Source organism: Erythrobacter sp. RANMB8 (assembly GCF_056848235.1).
Window position 1 is genome coordinate 313,147 of record NZ_JBREHG010000001.1, and the last position, 26,098, is coordinate 339,244.

At 67.2% G+C, this 26,098-nt stretch carries 19 protein-coding genes; 13 read left to right on the forward strand and 6 right to left on the reverse strand.

What is annotated here, in order from left to right; all coding sequences use genetic code 11:
• Nucleotides 1-58: 58 nt before the first annotated feature.
• Nucleotides 59-1,054: a glucokinase gene (locus ACU0AG_RS01445; RefSeq protein WP_482780476.1), complete on the forward strand. Its 996-nt coding sequence runs from the start codon at nt 59-61 to the stop codon at nt 1,052-1,054.
• Nucleotides 1,051-3,813, forward strand: a complete 2,763-nt coding sequence (locus tag ACU0AG_RS01450) for a phosphoenolpyruvate carboxylase (protein ID WP_482780477.1) — start codon at nt 1,051-1,053, stop codon at nt 3,811-3,813. The genes ACU0AG_RS01445 and ACU0AG_RS01450 overlap by 4 nt, the downstream gene beginning before the upstream one ends.
• Nucleotides 3,814-4,020: 207 nt before the next feature.
• Here ACU0AG_RS01450 and ACU0AG_RS01455 read toward each other — a convergent pair whose 3' ends face one another.
• On the reverse strand, nt 4,021-5,046 hold the full coding sequence (locus ACU0AG_RS01455; protein WP_482780478.1) for a LacI family DNA-binding transcriptional regulator: 1,026 nt from the start codon (nt 5,044-5,046) through the stop codon (nt 4,021-4,023).
• A gap of 151 nt (nt 5,047-5,197) precedes the next feature.
• Here ACU0AG_RS01455 and ACU0AG_RS01460 point away from each other — a divergent pair, with 151 nt between their 5' ends.
• From ACU0AG_RS01460 to eda, 4 genes are all read left to right on the forward strand, one after another.
• On the forward strand, nt 5,198-6,487 hold the full coding sequence (locus ACU0AG_RS01460; protein WP_482780479.1) for a sugar MFS transporter: 1,290 nt from the start codon (nt 5,198-5,200) through the stop codon (nt 6,485-6,487).
• A 225-nt stretch (nt 6,488-6,712) separates the two neighbouring features.
• On the forward strand, nt 6,713-8,152 hold the full coding sequence (zwf, locus tag ACU0AG_RS01465; RefSeq protein ID WP_482780480.1) for a glucose-6-phosphate dehydrogenase: 1,440 nt from the start codon (nt 6,713-6,715) through the stop codon (nt 8,150-8,152).
• The gene (edd, locus tag ACU0AG_RS01470) at nt 8,145-9,947 is read left to right on the forward strand and encodes a phosphogluconate dehydratase (protein WP_482780481.1); all 1,803 of its coding nucleotides are present in this window, start codon (nt 8,145-8,147) and stop codon (nt 9,945-9,947) included. The genes zwf and edd overlap by 8 nt, the downstream gene beginning before the upstream one ends.
• A 2-nt stretch (nt 9,948-9,949) precedes the next feature.
• Entirely contained in the window at nt 9,950-10,561 is a 612-nt protein-coding gene (gene eda, locus ACU0AG_RS01475; protein ID WP_482780482.1) for a bifunctional 4-hydroxy-2-oxoglutarate aldolase/2-dehydro-3-deoxy-phosphogluconate aldolase, read from the forward strand.
• A gap of 93 nt (nt 10,562-10,654) precedes the next feature.
• Here the strand turns inward: eda and ACU0AG_RS01480 are convergent, their stop codons facing one another.
• The 4 genes from ACU0AG_RS01480 to ACU0AG_RS01495 all read right to left on the reverse strand — a co-directional run bounded on the left by ACU0AG_RS01480 (nt 10,655) and on the right by ACU0AG_RS01495 (nt 16,130).
• Entirely contained in the window at nt 10,655-11,566 is a 912-nt protein-coding gene (locus tag ACU0AG_RS01480) for an alpha/beta hydrolase (RefSeq protein ID WP_482780483.1), read from the reverse strand.
• A gap of 53 nt (nt 11,567-11,619) precedes the next feature.
• A complete protein-coding gene (locus ACU0AG_RS01485) occupies nt 11,620-12,483 on the reverse strand; it encodes an ROK family protein (RefSeq protein WP_482780484.1) in 864 nt (287 codons plus the stop codon).
• Nucleotides 12,483-13,568 (reverse strand): glycoside hydrolase family 68 protein, encoded by a 1,086-nt coding sequence (locus ACU0AG_RS01490; protein WP_482780485.1) that lies wholly within the window; start codon nt 13,566-13,568, stop codon nt 12,483-12,485. Before ACU0AG_RS01490 ends, ACU0AG_RS01485 begins: the two co-directional genes overlap by 1 nt.
• Nucleotides 13,569-13,664: 96 nt before the next feature.
• Nucleotides 13,665-16,130 (reverse strand): TonB-dependent receptor domain-containing protein, encoded by a 2,466-nt coding sequence (locus tag ACU0AG_RS01495; protein ID WP_482780486.1) that lies wholly within the window; start codon nt 16,128-16,130, stop codon nt 13,665-13,667.
• 177 nt (nt 16,131-16,307) lie between these two features.
• Between ACU0AG_RS01495 and ACU0AG_RS01500 the strand changes: the two genes are divergently transcribed.
• From ACU0AG_RS01500 to ACU0AG_RS01530, 7 genes are all read left to right on the forward strand, one after another.
• Nucleotides 16,308-17,636 (forward strand): MFS transporter, encoded by a 1,329-nt coding sequence (locus ACU0AG_RS01500; RefSeq protein ID WP_482780487.1) that lies wholly within the window; start codon nt 16,308-16,310, stop codon nt 17,634-17,636.
• Between the two features lie 8 nt (nt 17,637-17,644).
• Entirely contained in the window at nt 17,645-18,667 is a 1,023-nt protein-coding gene (locus ACU0AG_RS01505) for a LacI family DNA-binding transcriptional regulator (protein ID WP_482780488.1), read from the forward strand.
• Between the two features lie 101 nt (nt 18,668-18,768).
• Nucleotides 18,769-19,722 (forward strand): hypothetical protein, encoded by a 954-nt coding sequence (locus ACU0AG_RS01510; RefSeq protein ID WP_482780489.1) that lies wholly within the window; start codon nt 18,769-18,771, stop codon nt 19,720-19,722.
• Nucleotides 19,719-20,594 carry a HesA/MoeB/ThiF family protein gene (locus tag ACU0AG_RS01515; protein WP_482780490.1) on the forward strand — a complete coding sequence of 292 codons (876 nt, stop codon included), beginning with the start codon at nt 19,719-19,721 and terminating at the stop codon, nt 20,592-20,594. The genes ACU0AG_RS01510 and ACU0AG_RS01515 overlap by 4 nt, the downstream gene beginning before the upstream one ends.
• Nucleotides 20,591-21,727, forward strand: coding sequence for a hypothetical protein (locus tag ACU0AG_RS01520; protein WP_482780491.1), 1,137 nt, complete (start codon nt 20,591-20,593; stop codon nt 21,725-21,727). The genes ACU0AG_RS01515 and ACU0AG_RS01520 overlap by 4 nt, the downstream gene beginning before the upstream one ends.
• Nucleotides 21,724-22,815 (forward strand): GNAT family N-acetyltransferase, encoded by a 1,092-nt coding sequence (locus ACU0AG_RS01525; RefSeq protein WP_482780492.1) that lies wholly within the window; start codon nt 21,724-21,726, stop codon nt 22,813-22,815. The genes ACU0AG_RS01520 and ACU0AG_RS01525 overlap by 4 nt, the downstream gene beginning before the upstream one ends.
• The gene (locus ACU0AG_RS01530) at nt 22,812-23,789 is read left to right on the forward strand and encodes a hypothetical protein (protein ID WP_482780493.1); all 978 of its coding nucleotides are present in this window, start codon (nt 22,812-22,814) and stop codon (nt 23,787-23,789) included. Before ACU0AG_RS01525 ends, ACU0AG_RS01530 begins: the two co-directional genes overlap by 4 nt.
• Here ACU0AG_RS01530 and ACU0AG_RS01535 read toward each other — a convergent pair.
• Nucleotides 23,786-26,074, reverse strand: a complete 2,289-nt coding sequence (locus ACU0AG_RS01535) for a putative bifunctional diguanylate cyclase/phosphodiesterase (protein WP_482780494.1) — start codon at nt 26,072-26,074, stop codon at nt 23,786-23,788. The genes ACU0AG_RS01530 and ACU0AG_RS01535 overlap by 4 nt on opposite strands.
• Nucleotides 26,075-26,098: the final 24 nt, after the last annotated feature.

The window sequence follows — 26,098 nt, forward strand, 5'->3', positions numbered from 1 at the left end:
TTCCCGCGCGCCGCCTGCTAATGCTTGCCCCGTCAGAGGTGTCATCGGGGAGAGTGCAATGCAGGATGTGGTGGTGGTCGATATCGGCGGGACCCATGCCCGCTTCGCGATTGCCAGCATCGGCGCAGACGGGGCGATCAGCCTCGACGAGCCCGAAACGCTCCACACCGCCGATCACGCCAGCTTCCAGACCGCGTGGGAAGCCTTTCGTGCGCGCAAGGGCGGCACGCTGCCTGCGGCGGTCAGCATGGCGATTGCAGGGCCGGTGGGCAGCCCCGGCAACCCCAATCCGGTCATCCGTTTCACCAACAACCCGTGGATCATCCGCCCGGCGCTGATCAACGAGAAGCTGGAGGTGGAACGCTTCACCCTCGTCAATGATTTCGCCGCTGTCGCCCATGCCGTGGCGCGGGCGGATGACAGCCAGTTCCTGCACCTTGCCGGGCCGGACGAGCCGCTGGGCAGCGAAGGCACGATCAGCGTGATCGGCCCCGGCACCGGGCTTGGCGTGGCGCACCTCTATCGCTGCGCCGCCGGTTACCGCGTGCAGGCGACCGAGGGCGGGCATATCGACTTTGCCCCGCTCGATTCGATCGAGGACGCGATCCTCGCCCGACTGCGCAGCCGCCACAACCGCGTGTCGGTGGAACGGGTGGTGGCAGGCCCCGGCATTGTCGACATCTATCACGCGCTCGCCGCACTCGAAGGGCGTTCGGTGCCGGAACGTGACGCCATCGAAATCTGGAGCCTCGGCACCAGCGGCGAAGGCAGTCTGGCCGCCGCCGCGGTGGACCGGTTCTGCCTTTCGCTCGGCTCGGTCGCGGGGGATCTGGCGCTGGCACAGGGCGGGTTTGCAGGCGTGGTGATCGCCGGCGGGCTCGGCTACCGCATCCGCGATACGCTGCTGGCATCGGGCTTTGCCGCGCGCTTCCGCGCCAAGGGCCGGTTCGAAAGCCTGATGGCGAGCATCCCGGTCAAGCTGATCGTCCACCCCCAGCCCGGCCTGTTCGGCGCGGCAGCGGCCTTTGCCTCGGAACACGGAGGCGCGGCGTGAGGAGCATCGCCGCTCTCGAAGCGCGCCTCGGCGAATTGCACCAGCGCACGCGGGAAACCCCGCTGTTCAATCCGGTGTTCCAGCTTTCGCTCGATCTGTCGCGGGCGATCGAGGCGGGCGAACTGACGCTGGATGATGTCACCGCGCTGGTGGCCGAGCTGGAGTGCGACGGGCTGAAAGCACGGGCACAGCGCCTGCGCAGCCTGCTCAGCCCCCCGGCCGCGCCCGCTCCGCTGGTGGCAGAGGAGGAGGATTTCGAAGCCTTCCGCACTCGCTGGGAACGCCCGCAACTGCACGCGGTGTTCACCGCCCACCCGACCTTCCTGCTCGCCCCCGCGCAGGCCGAAGCGGTGGCGGCGGCGGCATCATCGCCCGATGCGATCGGCGATGCCGCCTGCGCCGTGACGGCAGAGCGCGCTGCCGTAACACTCGATCACGAACACCGCGCCGCGATGGCCGCCATGGCCCGTGCGCAGGACGCCCGCGACGTGATCGTCGCCCGCCTGCTCGAAGAAGCCCGCACCCGCTGGCCAGATCACTGGCGTGCCTTGCGCCTCCTGCCGTTCCGTTTCGCCAGCTGGGTCGGATACGACATGGACGGGCGCACCGATATCGGCTGGCACACCTCGATCGCCTTCCGCCTCGCCGAAAAGGCGGAGCGGCTGGCGCGCTATACCGCCGCGCTCGAAGCGATCGATCTCGCCCACCCGCTGCTCGGCACGCTGCGCCCCGCAACCGCCTTTGCCGCCGCGCGCGCTGCCGATTTCGCGGGCGATCTTTCGGGCGGGAGGGCGCTGGCCGATGCCGCCAACCGGCTGACCACGCACAGCCCCGACAACCTGCTCAGCCTCGCGCCGGTGATCGCCGGCCTCGAAGCCGAGGCCGAAACCGCTGCGCCCGAACGCGCCGTCGCGCTGCTGACGCTGGCCGCTGCGATGCGGGCCGACGGGCTGGGAATGGGCTGGATCCATTTCCGCGTGAACGCCAAGCAGCTGCACAACGCCATCCGCCGCCGCCTCGCCGATGATGCCGCCATCGACCTCGCCAGCAAGGGCGCCATCGCCACCTTGCGCACCATGGTCGACGAGGCCCGCCCGCTGCGCACCAATTTCGCCGCGCTCGCCACCGAAAGCTCGACCGCGATCCGCCAGTTCATCGCGATGGCGCAGATCCTCAAGCACATCGATGCGGATGCCCCGGTGCGGATGCTGGTGGCTGAATGCGAACAGCCCGCCACGGTGCTCGCCGCGCTCTATTTCGCCAAGCTGTTCGGGGTGGAGGACAAGGTCGATGTCTCGCCCCTGTTCGAGACCGAGACCGCACTGGAACACGGCGGCAGGTTCCTCGATGCGCTGCTGGCAGAGCCTGCCTACCGTGCCTATGCGCGGGCGCGGGGCCGGGTGGCGGTGCAGACCGGCTTTTCGGACGCCGGGCGGTTTGTCGGGCAGATCCCGGCGAGCCTCGCGATTGAACGCCTGCAAGGCCGCCTTGCCGAGGCGATGGCCGCCAACGGGCTTGGCGATGTGGCCGCGCTGGTGTTCAACACCCACGGCGAAAGCATGGGCCGCGGCGCGCACCCTGCAAGCTTCCGCGACCGGCTCGAATGGCCGCTTTCCCCCTGGGCACGGCGCAGGTTTGCCCGCGCCGGCATCCGGCTGGAGCCCGAGGTCAGCTTTCAGGGCGGCGACGGTTACCTGTTCTTCGCCACCCCCGAACTGGCACTGGCGACGCTTACCCGCATCGCCGAACTGCGTCCGGCCGAGACAGACCTCGCCGCGCCCGCCGATGCCTTCTACCACCGCACCGACATCAGCCTCGATTTCTATCGCGCCATCAAAGAACATCAGGGCGATCACCTCGCCAGCCGCACCTATGCGCGGGCGGTGACGGCCTTCGGCCTCGGCCTGCTCAACCCCACCGGCAGCCGCGTGTCGCGCCGCCAGAGCGACATCAACGCCGACCGCGAGATGAGCCTGAGGCAGATCCGCGCCATTCCGCACAACGCGATCCTCCAGCAGCTGGGCTACCCCGTCAACGTCATCGCCGGGATCGGCAGCGCGGCGGATACAAACCGCGAGGAAATCGCTGCGCTGCTGACCGACAGTCCGCGGGGGCGGCAGATCCTGCGGCTGGTGCGCGCTGCCAATGCGCTCGCCAGCATCAAGACCGTGGCGGCCTATGGCGAGCTGTTCAATTCCGCCTACTGGGCGAGCCGCACCTATCGCGGGACCGAGGATCACCTGGCGGGGGCCTGCGCCGCGCTGGCGGAGTATCTCGTCGGCGATGACCGCACCGGCGTGTTCCGCCGCCTCGCCTCGCGCCTCAGGATCGACGCGCTCAAGCTGCACCGCCTGACCGACCTCATCCCCGACGAAGCGCCCGATCCTTCACGCGAGCATGTGCGCCGCCGCATTGGCGTGTTGCAGGCGCTGCGGCTGGCGCTGCTCCAGCACATGTTCCTCAAGGCTGTCTCGGTCCCCGCCTTCAGCCGCGCCAACGACATCAGCCGCCGCGACGTGATCGACATGGTGATGACCTTGCGGGTGGACGAAGCCCTCGCCCAGCTGCGCCGCGCCTTCCCGGTGCGGGTGCCGGGGCCGCGCGATTTCCCGCTAGATGAACCCTCCGATTACCCCGATGGCGGCGAGGAAGGTTACGGCGCGATTGAGCGCGATTGCATCACCCCGATCGCCCGCGCCCACGCCCTGTCGCTCAGGATCACCACCGCCATCGCCAACGAATTCGGGGCGCATGGATAACACCGGAAGGCGATGAGATTGACTCATCGCCTTCCGGTTAAGCCCGTGCGGCGCCTGAGCATTTCCAGCGCGTGATGCGTGAGCATCTTAGCGCGCTGGAAGGGAGCAATGTTTCACGTGAAACATTGCGGAAACAGCACGGAAAACAGGCCTAAAAGGGGTCTAGAGGGGGTCTAGACGGACCTAGAAGGGGTCTAGCCGCTCCTGTCAGACCCGCGCCGTGCTGCCTCTTGCGATCAGGCTCACCGGCACCCGACTGCGCGCCTTGGAGCCGCCTTCGTCCAGCACCGCTTCGACCAGCGCGGCGCCTGCTTCTGCCGGATCGGGGGCAATCGTGGTCAGGGCCGGGCGGCTGAAACGGCCCGCGAGCAGATCGTCGAACCCCATCACGCCCATGTCGTGCGGCACGGCAAGGTCGGCCGAGGCAAAAGCCTCCATCGCGCCCAGTGCCATCGCATCGCAGGCGGCGAACACCGCATCGACATCCTCCCCGCGCTCGATCAACCGGCGCGCGGCGCGGCGGCCCTCCTCCTCGCGGGTTTCGGCGTTGACGGTGGGGGCAAGGCACGGCTCCAGCCCGGCAGCGCGCATCGCTTCGGCATAGCCTTCATAGCGTTCGGTGAACTGCACCTGCGGCGTACCCAGTGCACCCAGGAAGCACGGGCGGCGGTATCCGGCAGCCAGCAGATGTTCGACCGCGAGCCTTCCGGCAGCGCGGTTGTCTGACCGCACCCAGTCGAGATCGTCGAACGGCGATCCCCAATAGGCGACCTTGCGCCCTTCGCTTTCCAGCCCGCGGAAATATTCCCACGCATGGGTGTTGGTGGTGGTGCCGATCACCACCAGACCATCGGCGCGGCCCTGTTCCTGATAATGGCCGAAGAAGGCTTCGGGACGCGCCTGAAAACTGACCAGCGTTTCGAACCCGCGTTCCGACGCCGCCACACAGACCGAGCCGAGCAGCGCATAGGCAAAGGGATTGATGCTGGCCGCGCTGTCGCCTTCGCGGCAGATGACCACCACGGCGAGCGTGCCGGTGGAACCCCGGCGCAGGCGGGCGGCGCGTTCATCGACGAAATAGCCCAGCGCCTCGGCCGCCTCGATCACCTTGCGGCGGGTCGCCTCGGCAATCGCCGGGGAACCGGACAGCGCACGGCTGACGGTCGGCTGGCTGACGCCCGCCCGTTCCGCCACATCGAAGGATGTCGGCCGTCTTTTGGGTCCCCCGTTCATGGTGATCTGCTTCTAGGGCGGGAGAGCATCAGGGCGCAAGCTGATGCTGCATTGCTATTCGCAGTGGATTTGTGCGCAAGCCTCTTGCAAATCAGGGAGAGGCGGCGGATTGTGAACGTTAGCAAAAACGCCGGAGAGGGAGAGAACGGCAATGGCTATGGCACCGGGCGGCAGCGCGGCGGGGGATTTCGGGCACGCAGCAGGCGACAAGCCGCAGGTTGATGCACCGGGGCTCAACTATTTCGTTTTCGCGCTGTTCTTCATCTTCGGCGGGATCACGTCGCTGAACGATGTCATCATTCCCAAGCTCAAGGAGCTGTTCACGCTCAGCTTTTTCGAAGCCAGTCTGGTGCAGTTCTGGTTCTTCATCGCCTATGCCGTGGTCGGCATTCCGGGCGCGATGCTGGTCAAGAAGCTGGGCTACATGCGCGGGGCCGTGGCCGGTCTGACAACGATGATGGCGGGGTGCCTGTTGTTCATCCCGGCCAGCCAGACGGCGGCTTTCCCGATGTTCCTGTTCGCCTATTTCATCCTCGCCACCGGCGTGGTGCTGGTGCAGATCGTCGCCAATCCGCTGATCAGCCTGCTGGGGCCGGAACGCACCACCCACAGCCGACTGACCTTCGCGCAGGCGTTCAATTCGCTGGGGACGACGATCTTCCCCTATTTCGGCGCGATCCTGATCCTCGGCAGCCTTGCCAGTGTGACCGCCGCCGAATTGTCCGGCGCGGAGCTGGCTGCCTATCGCACCGCCGAAAGCCAGGCGATCGTCAACGGCTACCTCGGCCTAGCCGCCGCGCTGGCCGTGGTCGCGGGCGTGGTGTGGTTGTTCCGCAACCGGCTCAAGGGCGAAAAGCACGAACAGACCAGCCTTGCCGACGGGCTTGCCCTGCTGAAGCGCCCGCGCTTCGGTTACGGCGCGGCGTGCATCTTCCTCTATGTCGGTGCGGAAGTCGCGATTGGCACCTTCATCGTCAATTACCTGATGCAGGCCCATGTGCTGAACATTGCCGAACAGGATGCGGGCAAGCTGATCTCGCTCTACTGGGGCGGCGCGCTGGTGGGGCGGTTTATCGGCTCGGCTGTGCTGCGCGTCGTCAGCCCCGGTCTGACGCTGATGACCGTGGCGGCGGGCGCGATCACGCTGATTGCCATTTCGGCCAACACCACCGGCGTGGTGGCGGGCTACACCCTGCTTGCGGTCGGCCTGATGAACGCGATCATGTTCCCCACCATCTTCAGCCTCGCCTGCGAGAAGCTGGGGCCGCGTGCGGCGGACGGATCGGGGATCATCAACGTGGCGATCTGCGGCGGCGCAATCATCCCGCCGATGTATGGCGCGCTGGCCGATGCGACGAGCCTCGCCTTCGCGCTGGTGCTGCCTGCCGCGTGCTATGCGATTATCGCAGGGTTCGGGGTGTTCGCCAGAAAGCCTGCGTGATTTTGCAGCCACCTTCGGTGGCGCAGACGCTCCCGATCTCTGGCCGCCCCGCCTCCCCACCCGGCCACCAATGATACCATCAGACTATGGTGGCCGGGTGGGGAGGCGGGCGGGTGGTCTGCATCGCGCGAGAGCGCGATCCCGCTTGAATAAGTATGCGCCGGGGTGGCAGGCGGGGGCGTGCGCGACTAGGTAGAGCGCACGCCACAAAAGGGCCATTCCTGCATGAGCTTCACTGCTGACCGCCTGCTGCTGTTCGGAGCCACCGGCGACCTTGCCCAGCGCATGCTGCTGCCGAGCCTGTTCGCGCTCGATGCCGATGGCTTGCTGGCAAGCGGCCTCAAGATCATCGGCACCGCCCGCAGCGCGATGACCGACAGCGAATACCGCAACTTCGCCCGCGCCGCGCTGGAGAAGTATCTGCCCGCCGACCGGCGCGGGCGGATGGCGGATTTCCTCAACCGGCTGAGCTACCAGACCCTCGATGCCACCACGCTCGAAGGCTATGCCGATCTCGCCGCAAAGGTCGGCACGCCGAAGCACGGCCTCGCGATCTTCCTCTCGACCGCGCCGAGCCTGTTCGAACCCACCATCAAGGGGCTGCAATCGGCCGGGCTGACAGGCGACAATGTCCGCATGTGCCTTGAAAAGCCGTTGGGCACCGATCTCGCCTCCAGCCGCGAGATCAATGATGCGGTGGCGGGCGCTTTTCCCGAGAGCCGCATTTTCCGGATCGACCACTATCTCGGCAAGGAGACGGTGCAGAACCTGCTGGCGCTGCGCTTTGCCAACATCATGTTCGAACCGCTGTGGAACGCGGCGCATATCGACCATGTGCAGATCACCGTGGCGGAGACCGTCGGCCTCGAAGGGCGGGTCGCCTTCTACGACGATGCCGGCGCGATCCGCGACATGGTGCAGAACCACATGCTCCAGCTGCTGGCGCTGGTGGCGATGGAGCCGCCTGCGCATTTCGATGCAACCGCGGTGCGCGATGAAAAGGTCAAGGTGCTGCGCGCGCTGCGCGGTGTCGATGCGGGCGAGACTGTCACCGGCCAATACCGCGCCGGGGCCATCAATGGCGCGGCGGTGCCCGGCTATGACGAGGAGCTGGGCAAGGAAAGCGGCACCGAAACCTTCGTCGCGATCAAGGCCCATGTCGATAACTGGCGCTGGAAGGGCGTGCCCTTCTACCTCAGAACCGGCAAGCGCATGCCAAAGCGCGTCACCGAAATCGTGATCCAGTTCCGCTGCGTGCCGCACTCGATCTTCGCCGGAAAGGGCGCGACGATGCAGCCCAACCGGCTGGTGATCGGCATCCAGCCGGAAGAGAACATCACCCTCTCGCTGATGGCCAAGGTGCCGGGGCTGGACCGTGAGGGCATCCGCCTGCGTCAGGTCCCGCTCAACATTGCCATGCCCGATGCCTTCACCGGCGCGGTGCGGCGCATCGCCTATGAACGCCTGCTGCTCGATCTGGTCGAAGGCGACCAGACGCTGTTCGTGCGGCGCGACGAGGTGGAAGCGCAGTGGGAATGGATCGACGCGATCCGTGGCCAGTGGGAGACGGAGGGGCTGACCCCCAAGACCTATACCGCCGGCAGCTGGGGGCCGAGCGCGGCCATCGCGCTGGCGGAACGCGACGGAGTAACCTGGCATGAATGACACCCTGCACAAGGTGACGCAGCGGGTGATCGAACGCTCGCGCCCCAGCCGCAGCGCCTATCTCGATCTGATCCGCCGCGAAGGCGACACCATGGGCGAGCGCAGCGCGGTATCGTGCTCGAACCTCGCCCACGCCTATGCCGGCGCGCTGGAGGATCAGGCCGCGCTGGTGGCGGGCAGAGGCGCGAACATCGGCATTGTCACCAGCTACAACGACATGCTTTCGGCCCATCAGCCCTATGGCCGCTATCCCGACCGCCTCAAGATCTACGCCCGCGAGATCGGTGCCACCGCGCAGGTGGCCGGCGCCACGCCCGCGATGTGCGACGGGGTGACACAGGGCGAAACGGGGATGGAGCTGTCGCTGTTCAGCCGCGATGTGATCGCGCTGTCGGCCGCCGTGGCGCTGTCCCACGCGATGTATGACGGCGCGCTGATGCTCGGCATCTGCGACAAGATCGTGCCGGGCCTGCTGATGGGGGCGCTGCGCTTCGGCCACCTGCCTGCGATCTTCGTGCCATCAGGCCCGATGCCCACCGGCATTCCCAACAAGGAAAAGCAGCGCGTCCGCCAGCTTTACGCCGAAGGCAAGGCGACCCGCGCCGAATTGCTGGCGAGCGAGATGGCGTCCTACCACTCGCCCGGCACCTGCACCTTCTTCGGCACGGCCAATTCCAACCAGATGATGATGGAGATGATGGGGCTGCACATTCCCGGCAGCGCCTTCATCCAGCCCGGCACGCAGCTGCGGCAGGCCCTGGACCGCGAGGCGGTGCACCGCGTTGCCGCACTGGGCCGCAAGGGCGATGATTACCGCCCGCTGGGGCTTTGTGTTGACGAAAAGGCGATCATCAACGCCGCCGTCGGCCTGCTGGCAACCGGCGGATCGACCAACCACGCGATCCACCTGCCCGCCATGGCGCGCGCGGCGGGCGTGATCTTCGACTGGGACGATCTGTCGGAGCTGTCGGGCGCGGTGCCGCTGATCGCGCAAGTCTATCCCAACGGATCGGGCGATGTGAACCAGTTCCACGCCGCGGGCGGCATGGGTTACGTGATCGGCGAGCTGCTTGCCGCTGGCCTCGCCCACGCCGACATCCTGACCGTCGGGCGCGGCGACTTCAGCGACTACGCCCGCGAACCCGGCCTCGATGGCGAACAACTGGTGTGGCGCGAGGTTGGCCCCAGCATGGACGACACCATGCTCCGCCCGGTCACCAATCCGTTCAAGCCCGATGGCGGGATGCGGCTGGTCGCGGGCAATCTCGGCCGCGCCTGCTTCAAGACCTCGGCGGTCGATGAAAGCCGCTGGACGATTGAAGCGCCGGCCCGCGTGTTCGAGGATCAGGCCAGCGTCAACGCCGCCTTCAAGGCGGGCGAGCTTGATCGCGATGTGGTGGTGGTCGTGCGTTTCCAGGGCCCGCGCGCCAACGGGATGCCCGAACTCCACAAGCTGACCCCGGCCCTGGGCGTGTTGCAGGATCGCGGCCACAAGGTCGCGCTGGTCACTGATGGCCGCATGTCGGGCGCGAGCGGCAAGGTGCCCGCCGCGATCCACTGCACGCCCGAAGCGCTCGGTGGCGGCCCGCTGGCGCGCCTGCGCGATGGTGACATGGTGCGCCTGTGCGCCAAAACCGGCACGCTGTTCACCGACGCCGATCTTGACTCCCGCACCCCTGCCCCCGATCCGCTGCCGGACAGCGGCACGGGCCGCGAAATCTTTGCCATGATGCGCCGTTTCGCCGATGGGGCGGAACAGGGCGCAAGCGCCATGCTGGCCACCGGAGGGTTGTGACAATGAATATCGACGCCATCATGCGCACCGCGCCGGTCATTCCGGTGATCGTGATCGAGGATGTCGCCCACGCTGTCCCGCTCGCCGAGGCGCTGGTGGCAGGGGGGCTGCGGGTGCTCGAAGTCACCCTGCGCACCCCCGCCGCGCTGGATGCGATCCGTGCGATGAAGCAGGTCGAAGGCGCGATTGTCGGCGCGGGCACTGTCACCAACCCCCGCGATCTGGACGCGGCGCTGGCAGCGGGGAGCGAGTTCATCGTCTCCCCCGGCCTCACCGAAAATCTCGGGCGTGCGGCCGTGGCGGCGGGGGTGCCGTTCCTGCCGGGCATCGCCAATGCGGGCGACATCATGCGCGGGCTGGACCTTGGCCTTGATCGCTTCAAGTTCTTCCCCGCCATGGCAGCAGGCGGCCTGCCCGCGCTGAAGGCGCTCGCCGCACCCTTCGGCAACGTGCGTTTCTGCCCCACAGGCGGCATCAGTCTGGAAAACGCGCCCGAATGGCTGGCGTTCGATCCGGTGCTGTGCGTCGGCGGCAGCTGGGTCTCGCCCAAGGGCGCGCCGGACAAGGCCGTGGTGGAGAAGCTGGCGAGAGAGGCTTTCGGTTTGCGTAAATAGCCCGCTGTCATCCCAGCGAAAGCTGGGACCTAGGGCGGCAAGCGATGCACTTCGAAGCCCTGGACCCCAGCTTTCGCTGGGGTGACGATGAACTCAATCCTTCGCCAGCAGCCACCCGAAAATCTCGGGCAACCTTGCTGCCCAGGCGTTTTCCTCGTGCTCGGCGCCGTCATAGACGCGGCTTTCCCAGTCACGGCCCTTCTGCCAGCCGGCGGCGGCAAACCGCGCATCGACCACCTGCTGATAGGGCGCGTAATACTGGTCGAGCGTTGCGGTGCCGTGGTCCAGCCACACGCGGCGGCCATCGGGCGCACCCAGCCTTGCAGCAAACCACCCGTCCCACAGCGCCTTGACCGCCGCGCTCTCGCCTTCGACCACCCGCGGATCGACCGCGGGCCAGTGCGACGAGACGCAGCCCGTCCGCCCGAACACCTGCGGCGCTTCGAGGAAGGCATAGCAGCTCATCAACCCGCCCATGCTCGACCCGACAATCGCGGTATCGTCGCGCCCCGGACGGGTGCGGAAGCTCGCATCCACCCATGATTTCAGCGGGCCGGTGATCCATGCGAGATAGCGGTCGGATACCACCGCGCCGCCATTCGCCATGGCATCCATCTGCGCCCGCAGCCCGCCGCCCGCCGCGTCATAGGCGCTGCGGGGCAGGTATTGGCGATAGCGGTCCGGCCCCGGCGCCCAGATGCCGATGATGATATGCGGCTCCACCCTGCCGGTCTCCATCGCCGCCAGCATTGCCTTGTCGGCGGCCCAGATCTTGTTGAAATTGCTGTTCTTCAGCTCGAACAGATTGTGCCCGTCATGCATGTAGAGCACCGGATAGCGCTGCGCGGAGCCGTCATAGCCGGGGGGCAGCCAGATCGTCAGGCGCTGGTCGGGCAGGCCTGCGGCGGCAATGCGTTCATATTCGATCAGGCGTCCGCTATCGGCGGCCGACAGCGGGGCGGACAGACCCAGCAGCGCCAGCAGCGCGGCAAGCACACGGAACATCGGCGACCCTCCTCCTTCTCCCCGCAACCTTATCGCGGGAAGCGGCAGGCGGCTCAAGCCCCGGCTGCCCTTTCGGCCAGCATCAGCGCGCCGGTGATCCCCGCATCCCCGCCGCAGCGCGGGCGGATGATGGCGTGGCGCTTGCCGCCGGGCAGGTAGCCATTGTCGAGCGCGCGCGCGCGGTTCTGCACCTTTTCGGCCAGACCCGGCGTGTTGGCGACCCCGCCGCCGATCACGATCTGCTCCACCGCCAGCGAAGCGAACAGCATGTGGCAGGCCTGCGCGATGTAATCGGCGATGATGGTGTGGCCGGGGTGATCGGCGGGCAGCTGCGACAGCGACATGCCCCAGCGGGCGATGATCGCAGGCCCGCAGGCAAGCCCTTCAAGGCAATCGCCGTGGGCGGGGCAGATGCCGGCAAAGTCAGTGTCAAGCGGATGGCGGCGCGGGTAGATATGGCCCATTTCCGGATGGGCCGCGCCGTGCACCGGCTGGCCATCCAGCACCATGCCGCCGCCGATCCCGGTGCCGATCGTGAGATAGGCGAGCGAGCGGCACGCGCCCCCTGCTGCGGCATATTCGGCGAGGGCCGCGGCGTTGACATCGGTATCGAACCCCACCGGCGCGCCGAACCTGCGGGCAAAATAGCCTGCGATGTCGCAATCGGCCCAGCCGGGTTTGGGGGTGTTGGTGATGAAGCCCCAGCGCGGGGATGCGCGGTCAAGCTCCACCGGGCCGAAGCTGCCGATGCCCAGCGCGCCGATGGCCCCTTGCGCAGCGAACCAGTCTGCCGCTTCGCCCAGTGTGGTGTGCGGATCGCGGGTGGGGATGGTGTGGCGGGCGGTGATCGCACCGGGCGCGTTCCCCACGGCCAGGACGAATTTGGTCCCCCCCGCCTCGATCCCGCCCAGCAGCATCAGGCCGCGCTTTCGGCGTGCAGGCTGCGCAGGCTGGCCCGCGCGCCATCAAGCTCCAGCTGCATCAGCGGGGCCGGCACCCCGCCGAAACTGCCATCAGGCAGCACATCGACAAAGCTGCACACGGTCAGCGCGGCGTCGACAAACCAGCTATAGGTCTGCTGCGGACGGTCAGCCGGATTGGCAAGGACGAGCCCGGTGCCGTTCAGCGGCTCCCACGGCCCCGCCATGCTGTCTGCCACCATGCCGTAAAGCCCCCCCGGTGCGTGGCGCAGTCCGGGCGCGAAGGTCGCGGTCTGGGTCGACCAGAAGGCGTAGTAATGCCCGCCGTGATGCACCAGATGGGCGCGCTCCAGCTCGTTGTTGACCCCGGCCGCGGTAAAGCACGGCGGTTGCAGCACCCAGCCCGACGCGGTCAGGCGGGCGATGCCGAAGGCTCCGTTGAAGGGATCGTCAGTGTCCGCCAGCGAGGCGGTGAAGGCGAGGTATTCCGCACCGTCGGCGGGATCGCGGAACCAGGCCGGATCGCGGAACGCCTTGATGGTGCCGGGCGCACCCTCGTGGGCATCGGCGGCCATGTAATGCGGGCCATAGCCCTTCACCAGCGGCGCAGGCGGCGACCATGCGCCGGGCATCCCGTCAGCGCCGACAGGGGCCTGCGATTGCCACAATTCCTGCTGGTATCCGCCCGCCCTGTCAGCGGTTCCGGCGGCGGTGAAGAACAGCGTCAGCACGCCCTTGTCGAGCAGCGCGGAGCCGGCCCATTCGCGTTCATAGGCAACCGCAAAGTCGGGCAGCACCGGCCCGCAATCGATCCATGCGCCGTCCTTGCGCTCGATCCAGCGGATCTTCGCTTCGAAATGGCGCAGCGCGGGATCGCCGCGGTCGGGCGCGGTCAGCGCCATCCACAGCTCGCGCCCGGCGAGCCTTGCGCGGTGGCCCTGCGCATCCTGCACCGGCCACATATCCCAGTAATAGCGCGCCGGGTCGAGCCGCGAGCGATCAGGGGTGACCACTGCGGCAATCTGCCCGCCTGCATCCGGCGCGATCCGGCGCACGTGTTCCGCAGTCCAGCTGCTGGTCATGGCTTCGCCTTTCGCGATCCTGAAATCTTCAAAAAAGGGGGCTGGCCGCCTTGGGGGGAGAGATGGCGGCCAGCCCTTGTGCTTGCGCTGCGTCCGTCAGAAGTCGAACCGCACCGACGCGAGCACAGTGCGCCCTGCGATCGAACGTGCACGCACGATCCGGTTGGCGGGGATCGAACCTTCTTCCGCCTCGGTAAACCCGGTGGCGTTGAAGAGGTTCTGGGCGTTCAGCCCGATTTCGACACGGTCGATCGGACGCACCGCAACAAAGGCGTTCACCTGCGCGAAGGCCGGCAGGACGAGGTCGTTGTTGTCCTGCGTGAAGCTTTCGGTGGTGCCGACGATGTTGGCGCCCAGCGTGAACATGTCGCTGTCGTATTGCGCGGTCGCCTGATAGACGAGATCGGCCTGACGACGCGGCTTGTTGCCGATGGTGGCGGCGTTGAGCGCGTCCTTGATTTCGGCATCGGTCCAGGTCGCACCTGCCGTCAGCGTGAACGGACCGGTGCGATAGGCGCCTTCCAGTTCGATCCCGAAGGCTTCGTAGGTGGTATCGAACAGCACCAGCGGCGCGATGTCGACGTTGGTTTCAGCCGTCTTGGCGAAGAAGCCGGTGGCGAACAGCGACACGCCGTTGCCCTGATACTTCAGGCCCGCTTCCAGCTGATCGACCTGCGCGACCACGCCCGCATCGCCGCCCGGCAGTCCGCCGGTGGTGGTGCTGACAGCGGGCGAGAACAGGCTGCGGTCAGCCGTGTGGCGGCCGCCCTGGCTGTAACGTGCAAACACGCCCAGATCATCGGTCAGCAGGTAGTTCGCACCCAGCGAGAAGCTGAAGTAATCGAACTCGTAATTGACCGGACGCGCATTGCCGAGCGGCAGCACCGCGGTCAGCTGTTCGGCCGGGCTGATCGTGCCGTTGCGGTTGATGTCGACCGAAGCAATCCCCGCACCAAAGCCCGAATCCGATCCGGTGATCGTGCCGCTGGCATCGCCATAGTCATAGCGGATGCTGGCATCGATGGTCAGGCGGTCGAGTTCCAGCGAGAGCGATGCGAAGGGCGCATAGGTGCTGTAATCGACATCGTAGTTCCGGCGGCAGCAATTGCCGAAGAAGCTGGCGCTGTAACCGACCGTGCCGTTCTGGGTGACCAGCTGGCCGCCGGCATTGCGGATATCGACCAGCACGGCCTGCCCGTCGCCCTGCACCGTCTGGACGTGGCTGGTCCACAGCCAGTCGGTATCGATGGTCTGGCGCGAAAGGTAGAAGCCGGTGGTGAAATTGGCCGAACCGCCACCGAAATCGAATTCCTTGTTCACGCGGAAATCGTTGGTGACATTGTCGAGGCTGTTGAGGCGGGTGTTGAACACCACCACGTTGGTCAGCAGGCCGTTGCCGCCGATGGTCGCGGCATTGGCGGTCTGCCCGGCATTCGGCCCGCTGGCGAACACGATGCTGGAACCCGCGCCGCCGATGCTGTTGGCCACCGCCTGCGCGCTGTCGGCGCCCGCCGGGAAGGGCGACATGAAGCTGCCCGAATTGTCGGCAAAGCGGAACCGGTTGGTCAGCGTCCACCCGCCGCCCACGTCGATTTCGCTTTCGATCCCGAAGGCGAGGCTCTTGACCGACAGGCCATCGCGGAAATCATAGCTGGCGATGTTGTTGGCACCGTCCAGCGACACCGCCGGGGTCAGGAACGGGCTGTAGAGCGAATCGGTGCGCGGATCGAAGCCGGCAATCGCCTGATAATCGGGGTTGCTGCCCGTGCCGCCCACCAGCACCGGCTGGGGCAGGATGGTCGGGGTGCGATCATCCAGATACTTGGCGGAAAAGCGCACATAGCCGCCATCGAATTCCTTGGTGATGTTGGCCTTGATCTGGCCGCCGTCATAGCCGTTGTAGCCGATGTCGCGCGGGCCTTCGCCGGTGCGGTAGAAACCGCCGACATGGAAATAGAGATCATCGGCAAGCGGCGCGCCGTAATCGAAATCGAGGCGGTAGCTTTCGAAATCGAGGCCGACCGAACCCTGGATCGCGCCGCCTTCCTGTTCGCCGGTCTTGGAGATGAAGTTGATCACGGCGCCCGGCGCGTTCGAGGCGAAGGTCGAGGCCGAACCGCCGCGCACCGCTTCGACGCGGGCGACCGAGCGGTCGGCGCGCAGGAAGTTGTCGGCGTTGCCGAAGATGATGTCGCCGAATTCGAGGATCGGCAGGCCATCTTCCTGAAGCTGGATGTAGCGCGCACCGCCGGTCGAAACCGGGATACCGCGCACAGCGATGTTGGCATTGCCTTCACCGCCCGAAGCTTCCGAACGGATGCCGGGGATCTGGCGGATGAGGTCGGCCGAAGACGGCGCGGCGAGATTGGTCAGGGTGTCGGCGCCGATGGTGCTGACCGAGACCGAGCTTTCGATCCGGTTCTGCCCGCGGGCGACCGCGGTGACGATGATTTCATTGCCTTCTGCTTCGGCAACATCACCGGCCACTTCGTCCTGGGCGAAGGCCGGGGTGCCAAAGGCGCAAAGGGCCACACTTGCGCAAAGCGCGGTACGCAATTTCATGGTAAATCTCCTCTCGAATTCGCGCTTCTCTGGCGACGACGATGCGATGCCTAGCCAAATTGCAAACGATTGCAACCGGAATCTTGCAATCGTTTGCAATCAGGTTCGATTCGTGTCACTTCCATGCCACAGCACGGCGCAGACACGTGCATATACAGAGGATCGGAACAGGCGCACATGACGGAAAAGCCCCGCCTTTCGCTGCTGCGAATCATCGAGATGAACATCGGCTTCTTCGGCCTGCAGTTCAGCTTCGGCCTGCAACAGGCCAATATGGGGCCGATCTACGGCTTCCTCGGCGCGGACGAGGCAACCATGCCGCTGTTGTGGCTGGCCGGCCCCATGACCGGGCTGATCATCCAGCCGATCGTCGGCGCGATGAGCGATCGCACCAACACCCGGCTGGGTCGCCGCACGCCCTATTTCCTGATCGGCGCGGTGATCTGTACCCTCAGCCTGTTCGCCATGCCCTATTCCAGCGCATTGTGGATGGCGGCCAGCCTGCTGTGGATCCTCGATGCCGGCAACAACATCACCATGGAACCCTACCGCGCCTATGTCGCCGACCGGCTGGCGGCGAGCCAGCGATCGGTCGGGTTCCTGACCCAGAGCGCCTTCACCGGCCTTGCCCAGACGCTGTCCTATCTGGCCCCCTCGCTGCTGACCGCCTTCGTGGCGCGCGATGTGCTGGATGCCAACGGCATTCCGGTGATCGTGCGGATCGCCTTCGTGATCGGCGCGATCCTCTCGATCTCGACGATCGTGTGGTCGGTGCTGCGGGTGCCCGAACTGCCGCTGGATGCCGCCGAGCAGGCCGAACTCGAGGCCAAGCCGCTGACGGTGCGGGCCACCTTCGCCGAAATCGCCGATGCGATCCGCGAAATGCCGCGCCCGATGCGCCAGCTGGCAGGGGCGATGCTGTGCCAGTGGTATGCGATGTTCGCTTACTGGCAGTATATCACCTTTGCCGTGGGCCGCAGCATCTATGGCACCAGCGATCCGGCCAGCGCGCTGTTCCGCGAAGCGACGCTGACCACCCAGCAGGCGGGTGCGCTCTACAACTTCATCGCCTTTGCCGGCGCGCTGGCGCTGATCCCGGTGGTGGCGCGGTTCGGCGCACGGCATGTCCACGCCGTCTGCCTTGCCGCATCGGGCGCGGCGATGCTGATGATCCCCGGCGTATCGACCCCTGCCGCGCTGTTCGCGCTGATGCTGGGCATCGGCATCGGCTGGGCGGGGATGATGGGCAACACCTATGTCATGCTGGCTGATTGCATCCCGCCGCAGCGCAACGGCATCTACATGGGCATTTTCAACCTGTTCATCGTCATTCCGATGCTGATCCAGACACTTACCATGCCGCTGATCTACCGCCCGCTGCTGGGCGGCGATCCGCGCAATGTGCTGATGCTTGGCGGAGCCTTGATGCTGGCGGGTGCAGTGGCTACGTTGCTGGTGGATGCCGGGCATCGCAGACCCCGCGAACAGGAATTGGCCACACATTAGGAACAGTCATGCCGGATCGGGATACCAAGGGCGCGGTTCGCACCATCACCGATCTGGCGCGATTGGCCGGGGTGTCGGCCGGCACGGTCAGCAGGGCGCTGGCGGGCAAGAGCCTCGTCAATGCCAAGACCCGCGAGAAAATCGTCGCCATCGCGCGCGAACACGGCTTTCGCCCCAACCAGATGGCGAGCGGCCTGCGGCGCCAGAAAACCGGCGTGATCGGCGTGGTGATCCCGCTGGGCCATGACACCCGCCAGCAGATTTCCGACACCTTCTTCATGACCCTGCTAGGCTTTCTGGCCGACGAACTGACGCAGCATGGCTATGACCTGATGCTGCGCCGCGTGGTGCCCGATACCGACCCCGACTGGCTCGACCGTTTCATCGGCTGCGGCATGATCGACGGGGTGATCGTGATCGGCCAGTCCGACCAGTTCGACCGGATCGAGGATGTCGCCGATGGCTATGGCCCGATGGTGGTATGGGGCAACCACACAGAGGGGCAGATGCATTGCGTGGTCGGCACCGACAACCGGCTGGGCGGCCGGCAGGCGGCCGAACGCCTGATCGCGGCAGGCGCGACGCGGATTGCCTTTGTCGGCGATACCACCGCGATCGAATTCGCCGCCCGTTTCGCAGGCGCGCAGGATGTGGCGCAGCGCATGGGCCTGCCGCCGGTCATCGCGCTGCCCACCCATGTCTCGCCCGAGCGCGCCGGTGTCGAAATCGCGGCGCACCTTGCGGCCCATGCCGGCAATATCGACGGCATTTTCGCCGCAACCGACACGCTCGCCGCGCTGTGCCTGACAGAGCTGCGCCATCTGGGCATCGCGGTGCCCGATGCCGTCAAGCTGGTCGGGTTCGACGACCTGCCGATCGCCCGCCAGACAGTGCCGCCGCTGACCACCATCCGGCAGGATATCGCCGCAGGCGCGCGCGCCCTTGTCGATCTGCTGCTGCGGCGGCTGGCGGGAGAGAGCACCGAAAGCCTCGTCATGCCGCCCGAACTGGTGATCCGCGAAACCGCCTGACACCGGCGGCACATTGGCGCGGCACGCTGGCAGACAGTTGTCCTTTAACCACTTTGCGCTAGGTTCCCGCAAATGGGCGCAATGCCGGTGGGGTCGCGTTGGTGTTTCATCTGTTCAGGGCCATTGCCGGTGACACGCTGTCGGTGCGCTTCAACGCCAGCCGCGAATACCGCGTGTGGATTGTCGAGCGGCCCGGCGCGACCCTGCCTGCCGATGCACTCGCGAGCCTCAAGCAACAATGCGAGGCTGTGGTGCGCGCCTGCCTTGGCGGAGAGCTGCTCGATTACGGACTGTTCGCCGCTGGCAGCAGTGCGTGGGATCGCAGCGTCATCACCCTCGTCACCCGCACCGCCGATGGCGCGCCGGTGGCCTTCAACGCCATGCCGCTGCTCGATGTCATCCGCGGCGGCGGGCGCGAGGCGGTGCTGCACCTTGGCCTCGTGATGGTCGATCCGGCAGAGCGCAGCGGGGGGCTGAGCTGGATTCTCTATGGTCTCACCTGCTTTGCGCTGTTCCTGCGGCAGGGAATGCGCCCCTTGTGGATCAGCAGCGTCACGCAGGTGCCCGCCGTGGTCGGGATGGTGGCCGAGACTTTCAGCAACATCTATCCCGCGCAAGAATCGACCGCGCAATCCTTCACCCACCGCCACATCGCGCACCAGATCATGCGCCATCACCGCGCAGCCTTTGGCGTGGGCGAGGATGCGGGCTTCGATGCCGACCGGCAGGTGATCACCAACGCCTATACCGGCGGGTCGGACAACCTCAAAAAGACCTTCGACATCGCCGCCAAGCATCGGCACGCGGCCTACAACGCCTTCTGCGAGGCCGAGCTGGATTACGCACGCGGCGATGATGTGTTGCAGATCGGCACGCTCGATCTGGCCGCCGGTGGCCGCTTCCTGTCGCGCAGCGTGCCGCGCAGCGCCCTGCCGCAACTGGCGGTGCAGGGCCTGCTGCTGCTGACCGGCGCATTGCTGGTGCCGCTGATCCAGTGGCTCGATCCCGCCCGTCCCTATGGCCGCCTGAGAGCACTAACGCGAGGTCGCACATGACCGCATTCACCTATGCCGAAATGACCACCCGCAACCGCGGCTTCGTGACCGAGGCGGAGCAGGCGCGCCTGAGGGAGGCCTGCGTGTTCATCCCCGGCGTCGGCGGCATGGGCGGCGCGGCCTTCATGGCGCTGGTGCGGGCGGGCGTGGGACGCTTCATCATCGCCGATATCGACGTGTTCGAGGTGTCGAACCTCAACCGCCAGCTGTTCGCGCGCGCCGACACGATCGGCGAACTGAAGGCGCAGGCCGCCGCCCGGCTGGCGCTGGAGATCAATCCCGAAGCGCAGATCGAGGTGCTGGGCGCCGAATGGACGCAGGCCCTGCCCGGCATTCTCCCCCGTGCCGATGTGGCGATCAACGGCACCGATGATGCGGCGGCAGGCGCGGAATATTACCGCCAGTGCCGCGCCCATGGCGTGACGCTGATCGATGCCTATGCCTCGCCCCTGCCGTCTGTCACCGTGGTGCGCCCGCAAGACCCGCGGCTGGAGGAACGGCTGGGCTATCCCACCATCGGCGTGCCCTGGCAGGCGATCACGAAGGATATGGGCGTGGAATGCCTGATGCGCGAGATCGAATATGTGCTCGTCCATTCGTCCAGCCACAAATATGTCGATCTCGATGTCGCGGGCGAGGTGGCGGCGGGCAAGCGGTCGCGCTTCAGCTTCTCGACCATGGTGACGATGGCGGGCACGATGATGGCGGAAGAGGCGATCCGCGTGATCCTCAAGCGCCCCGGCGGCACCGATTATCGCGGCTATTTCTTCAACGCCCATGCCATGAAGGCCGAACGCCCGCTGCCGGCCCCGCTGGCGGCGGCGAAGCGCGTGATCGTGCGCCGCTTCATGGCAAAGCTGCTGGCCGGATGACCGCGACCGGCGCCCTGCTGACAGCCATCGGCATGCTCGCCGCGCTGGTGGCGCGGGCGGGCGTGGCGGCGGCAGCGCGCAGCGGCGGAGTGGCAGGGCATCTGCGGCGGCTGCTGACCCTGATCGCGCTGCTGCTGGGGCTGCGGCTGCTGAACAGTGCCCTGCCCTCGCCCGTGTTTGTCGCCTGCACCATGGTGGTCGCCGCGTGGCTGCCGCTCGCCACGCTGCGCCTTGCCGAGGAACTGGTGCGCCGCCACGCCGCGCGCTGGCTCAAGCTGACGGCATTGGCCGGCGCGGGGGCCTTTTCGGTGCTGGCGGTCACCTTCGGGCTGGTGTGGACCGGCCCTGCGGTGATCGCGCTGGCGGTGTTTCAGGCGGTGGTGATGGCGGCGGTGCTGCTGCACCTGCTGGCAGAGCGCGCCACTGTGTCGCTGGCAGAGCGGCGCGCGGCGGATATGCTGGCGCTGGCGTTTGCGCTCGCCGTGCCGCTGCTCGCCACCGATTTCGAGCGGCTGTTCCCCGGCCTGCCGTTTCGCGGCGGGCCGTTTGCGGCGCTGGTCTTCGTGCTCGCCTGTTCGCGGCTGGCGGGCGCGGCGAGCCGTCCCTTGCGGCTGCTGGGCGATATCGCCATTGCGGGCGGCGCAGGCGGGATCGTGGCGATGGGGGCATGGCTGATGGCCGCGCCTGCACCGCTCGCGCTGGCCTTGACCGCGACCGCCGCCGCTGCCGCCGCGCTGGCGCTGCTCGCGGAACGCTTCGCCGATCCCGCCAGCCGCGATGACGGCCTGCTGCGACAGGTCAGCCGCGCCGCGCCCGAAGAAGCCGCGATCCTTGCCGCGCACCCGCTGCTTGCCAGCGGCGTGCCGCTGACCGCCGCAGCCCTCGCCGATCTGCCCGATGATCTGGTCGGCGCGCTGGCGCTTCAGCCGGTGGTCTGCGCCAACGGGGCAACGGGCAACGCCACGCTCGACGGGGCGGCCCGCGAATTGCTGGGGCGCTACGGGGCGAGCCACCTGCTGCGCCTGTCGCAAAGCCCGCCGCGCTTCCTCGCCGTATCGGGCGGCGCGCTCGACACCGATCGCCTGACGGGCGACCTTGCCATCATTGCCCGCCTGCTGGAGCGTGCCCCATGACTTTGACCTTGCGCGAGGGCGACGTGCGCGCCTTTTTCGACGTCCCGTTCAACGCCTATCCCGACAGCGTCGGCTATGTCTCGCCATTGAAGGGCGATATCGAAAAGATGCTCGACCCGGCGAAAAACCCGCTGTGGCTGGCGGGCAATCCCTATCGCTTCTGGACAGTGCACCGCGATCGCCGACCGGTGGGCCGGATCATCGCCCATATGCACCGCGCATCCAACGAGCGATGGGGCTGGAACCGGATGCAGTTCGGCTTTTTCGACTGTGCCGACGACCCCGAGGCAGGCCGGATGCTGCTGGAAGCGGCGGAAGGCTTTGCACGCGAACATGGCGCGGCAGAACTGGTCGGCAATTTCAACCTCACCGCGATGCAGCAATGCGGTGTGATGACCGGCGGCTTTGGCGAGCAGGCCTATACCGACATGATCGTCGGCGCGCCGTGGCTGCCCGATATGCTGGAGGCGGCAGGCTTTGCCCGCTTCTTCCCGATGACCACCTTCGAGGTCGATCTGACCCGCGCCAGCGTGCCGGTGCCCCCGCTCGATCCGGCGCGGTTCGAATTCGCGCCGGTCAAGACATCGACCTTTCCCGAACGGATGGAAGAAGCCCGCCTGCTGCTGAATGACGGGTTTTACGACAACCCGATGTTCGTGCCGCTGACGCCGGAGGAGTTCCAGTTTCAGGCAGGCGAGCTCAGCACCATTCTCGACCCGCGCCTGTCATCGGTGCTGAAACGCGATGGCGAACCGGTGGGGGTGATCATCGCCATTCCCGATTTGAACGGCTTTCTCAAGGCCACCCGTTCGCGCTTCGGCATCACCACGCCCTGGCATTTCCTGCGCTACCGGATGAACCGCAAGCGTGCGGTGCTGATCTTCTATTCGGTGGCGCGCGCGGCGCATAGTCAGGGGATCATGGGCGCGATGATCGCGCATACGCTGGTGCGGGTGAAGGCTGCCGGTTACGAAAGCGTGGGCGGCACGTGGATCGCGGACGAGAATCCCGCCAGCCTCAGGCAGGTCGAAAAGCTCGGCGGGCGCAGCCTGCACAAGCTCCACCTGTTCCGCAAGGAACTGGCATGACGGCGCCCGCTCTGCTGCGCCAGCTGGTCGCCGCTGCGCTCGCCTCGCCCAGTGTCCACAATGTCCAGCCGGCGCGCTGGCGGATCGAGGGGGAGACGCTGGTGCTGCTGGAGGATACGGCGCGGCGGCTGGCGGTGGGCGATCCGCACGGCCATGACGCCGCGATCAGCCTTGGCGCAGCCGCCGAAGGGCTGGCAATCGCCGCATCGGGCGAGGGGCTGGCAACCGCGATCGAACCGCTGTCGGGCGAGCATGAGGGGCTGCGCCTGGTTGCGCGTTTCCGCTTCACCCCCGGAGCCTCCCCCGATCCCTTGCTGCCGGTGCTGGCGACGCGGGCATCGTGGCGGGGCGGCTTCCTGCCTCCTTCCCCCGAAGATCACGCCAACGCCGCCGCGCTGGCGGGCGCGGACCGCACCATCATCACCGATCCCGCCGCCATTGCCGCCATCGCCGCCGCCTATGACCGGGCGAGCTTTGCGATCATGCGCGGCGGCGATTTTCGCGGCGAACTGACCCACTGGATGCGCCTCAAACCCGCGCACCCCGATTGGGCGCGGGACGGGCTGAATGCGGCGGCGATGCAGCTTTCGGGGCTGGAGGCGATGGCGGCGGGCGCGGTGCTCGGCCCGCTGTTCCGCCCGCTCGCCGCGGTCGGGCTTGCGCCTGCCCTGCTGGCCGAGGCGAAAGGCTTTGCGCAGGCTGCGGGCGTGGCGCTGTTCCATCGTGCCGCAGGCGAAGACCCGTTCGACAGCGGGCGCGCCTTCCACCGGCTGTGGCTGGAAGTGGATGCCGCAGGCTTCGGCGGCAACGTGCTTGCAGCGCTCGCCGATCACCGCGATACCGCCGCAGCGCTCGCCCGCGATCATCACATCGGCGAGGGACGGCGGCTGGTCAGCGCCTTGCGCATCGGGCGGCGCGACGGCAAGCCCTTCCCCCGCGCCCGTCTGCCGCTGGACGAGGTGCTGCTGCCCTAGGCCGCGACAGCTTCCGGTTCGCGCACCAGATCCGCCAGCGCGTCGGCAGTCAGCGGGCGGCCGACGAAGTATCCTTGCGCGTAATCGCAGCCGATGGTCTTGAGGAAGGCGAGGCAGTCGGCATCCTCGATCCCTTCGGCCACCACCTTGATCCCCAGCTCGTGCGCCAGCTGCACGGTCGATCGCACCAGCATCGCATCGCCGTGATCAATATGGGCGTGCTGCACGAAGCTGCGGTCGATCTTCAGCTCCGACACCGGCAGCGCCTTGAGGTAATTGAGCGTGGACTGGCCGGTGCCGTAATCGTCCATCGAGATATTGATGCCTGCCGCCCGGAAGGATTCGAGCATTGCGATGGCCTTGTCGATATCCTCGAACTGCGCGCTTTCGGTCACCTCGAAGGTCAGACGGTGGGCCGGTGCGCCGGCCCGCGCGACCAGCGCCAGCGCCTTGCTCGCAAAACTTTCCGAAGCGAGCAGCCCGGCGGAGATGTTCACCGCCACCCCGATCACCAGCCCCTGTTCGCACCAGCGGCGCATGTCGCGGATCGATTGGGCGAGCACGCCCAGCGTCAGATCCTCGATCCGTCCGGCTTCCTCGATCACCGGGATGAAGCAATCGGGCGGCAGCATCCCGCGCGACCGGTGCTGCCAGCGCACCAGCGCCTCGACCGAATCGATGGTGCCGGTCGCAAGGTTGACCTTGGGCTGGTAATGCACGCGGATATCGCCTTCGCGCAGCGCATCGTCGAGTTCGCCCAGCAGCGAGAATTGCTGCGCGGCGGTTTCGCCCTCGCCATCGGAATGGAGCCGCCACGCCTTGCCCGAACGCTTGGCCTGGCTGGCGGCATGGGCGGCATTGGCGGCAGCATCGGACGCATCGGCCCCCGCCACCCCGAAAGTCAGCGACACGCCAAGGCGGCGGCCAGCCACTTCGAACGGGCTGCGCATGATCGCCCTGAGGCCCGCCATCAGCGGCTCCAGCTCGCTGATTTCCAGCGGGGTCAGCCACACCAGCGTGCGGTCTTCGGTGCGGTAGATCGTGTTGGCGCCAGTCGCCACGGTAAGCCGTTCAACCAGACGGCGCAGCAGTTCGCCGGTGTGATCGCCGCCGACCGCCAGCTTGAGCGAATCGAAATCGTCGATCTGCGCCGCGATCACATAGCGTCCCTCGGCCTCCTTGCGGCCCGCATCGAAAGCAAGACGGTTGGGCAAGCCGCTTTCGGCATCGATCCGCTGCCGCAGCACCTGCGCCCGGTGGGTCAGGATAACCAGCCGCAAGGCCGCCGCAGCCGCGAGCAGCGCCAGCGCCGGCATGAATTCGAGCCAGACCGATGCGGTCATCCGCACCCCCAGCCAGACCGCGACCAGCAGCAAGGCGCCTGCCGCGCTGCGCTGGACGACGAACAGGCGCCGCCGCGCCGCACCCGCGAGCAGTGCAAACACCGTCGCCAGCCCCAGCAGCACGCCCCAGCCGCCGCGCGAGGGCACGGTATCGATCAGCGTTTCGGCAGCCAGAGCCTGCACGATCACGCCGGGGATCACGCCATGGCGCGGCACGTTGTAGCGGTCGCCCATCTCGATCGCGGTCGCGCCGACGATCACATCCTTGCCCCGCAGCAGTTCCGGCCGGAACAGCCCGCGCTCGATCGCGATGAAGCTGTGGCGCGGGATGGTGGCCGGATCGACCGCGTAATCGATCGGAAAATCCTGCCCCGCCGCACCGGCGCGCCCGGCCACAAAGGTCGAGATCGAAGGGCGGGCGGTGTTGGCGGTCATCGTGCCGAGCGGCATCTGCCGCACCAGACCATCGCGGTCGGGCGCGACCGAGACCGATGCCAGCGCGGCATGTTCCCTGAGCGGCGCAATCGGCAGGGTATCGAGCAGGCGGGTCTCGTTGAACCCGGCCTTTTGCGCGAAGGTCGGCAGGGCGACCGGCGCCTCGGCCGCCGCAATCGCATCGGCAAAGGCCTGATCGCGCAGCGGATCGCCCGCGCCTGAAAAATCGACATCGAAGCTGATCGACCGCACGCCTGCGGCATCGAGCTGCTGCACAAGGCGCGCATAGTGATCGCGCGGCCAGGGCCAGCTCTGGATCGCGGCCATGCTGGCGGCGTCCATTTCAACCACGTGCACCCGCCCGGATGCGGGCCGTTCGAGCGCGGCGAAGGTCAGTTCTTCAAGCTTGTGCTCGACCGCGCGGAACGAGCCGGTCAGCGCGGCCAGCACCACCAGCAGGGCAAGCGCCAGCGTGCCTGCGGCTCTCAGCCACAGCGAATCCGGCAATTCCGGAAGAGAGGGGCGAAAGGT

Coding starts and splice junctions, on each gene's coding strand:
- ACU0AG_RS01500 (WP_482780487.1), top strand. CDS start 16,308: ATGACGGAAAAGCCCCGCCTTTCGCTGCTGCGAATCATCGAGATGAAC.
- ACU0AG_RS01455 (WP_482780478.1), bottom strand. CDS start 5,046: ATGAACGGGGGACCCAAAAGACGGCCGACATCCTTCGATGTGGCGGAA.
- ACU0AG_RS01520 (WP_482780491.1), top strand. CDS start 20,591: ATGACCGCGACCGGCGCCCTGCTGACAGCCATCGGCATGCTCGCCGCG.
- ACU0AG_RS01445 (WP_482780476.1), top strand. CDS start 59: ATGCAGGATGTGGTGGTGGTCGATATCGGCGGGACCCATGCCCGCTTC.
- ACU0AG_RS01480 (WP_482780483.1), bottom strand. CDS start 11,566: ATGTTCCGTGTGCTTGCCGCGCTGCTGGCGCTGCTGGGTCTGTCCGCC.
- ACU0AG_RS01495 (WP_482780486.1), bottom strand. CDS start 16,130: ATGAAATTGCGTACCGCGCTTTGCGCAAGTGTGGCCCTTTGCGCCTTT.
- zwf (WP_482780480.1), top strand. CDS start 6,713: ATGAGCTTCACTGCTGACCGCCTGCTGCTGTTCGGAGCCACCGGCGAC.
- ACU0AG_RS01515 (WP_482780490.1), top strand. CDS start 19,719: ATGACCGCATTCACCTATGCCGAAATGACCACCCGCAACCGCGGCTTC.
- eda (WP_482780482.1), top strand. CDS start 9,950: ATGAATATCGACGCCATCATGCGCACCGCGCCGGTCATTCCGGTGATC.
- ACU0AG_RS01505 (WP_482780488.1), top strand. CDS start 17,645: ATGCCGGATCGGGATACCAAGGGCGCGGTTCGCACCATCACCGATCTG.
- ACU0AG_RS01460 (WP_482780479.1), top strand. CDS start 5,198: ATGGCTATGGCACCGGGCGGCAGCGCGGCGGGGGATTTCGGGCACGCA.
- ACU0AG_RS01490 (WP_482780485.1), bottom strand. CDS start 13,568: ATGACCAGCAGCTGGACTGCGGAACACGTGCGCCGGATCGCGCCGGAT.
- edd (WP_482780481.1), top strand. CDS start 8,145: ATGAATGACACCCTGCACAAGGTGACGCAGCGGGTGATCGAACGCTCG.
- ACU0AG_RS01485 (WP_482780484.1), bottom strand. CDS start 12,483: ATGCTGCTGGGCGGGATCGAGGCGGGGGGGACCAAATTCGTCCTGGCC.
- ACU0AG_RS01525 (WP_482780492.1), top strand. CDS start 21,724: ATGACTTTGACCTTGCGCGAGGGCGACGTGCGCGCCTTTTTCGACGTC.
- ACU0AG_RS01530 (WP_482780493.1), top strand. CDS start 22,812: ATGACGGCGCCCGCTCTGCTGCGCCAGCTGGTCGCCGCTGCGCTCGCC.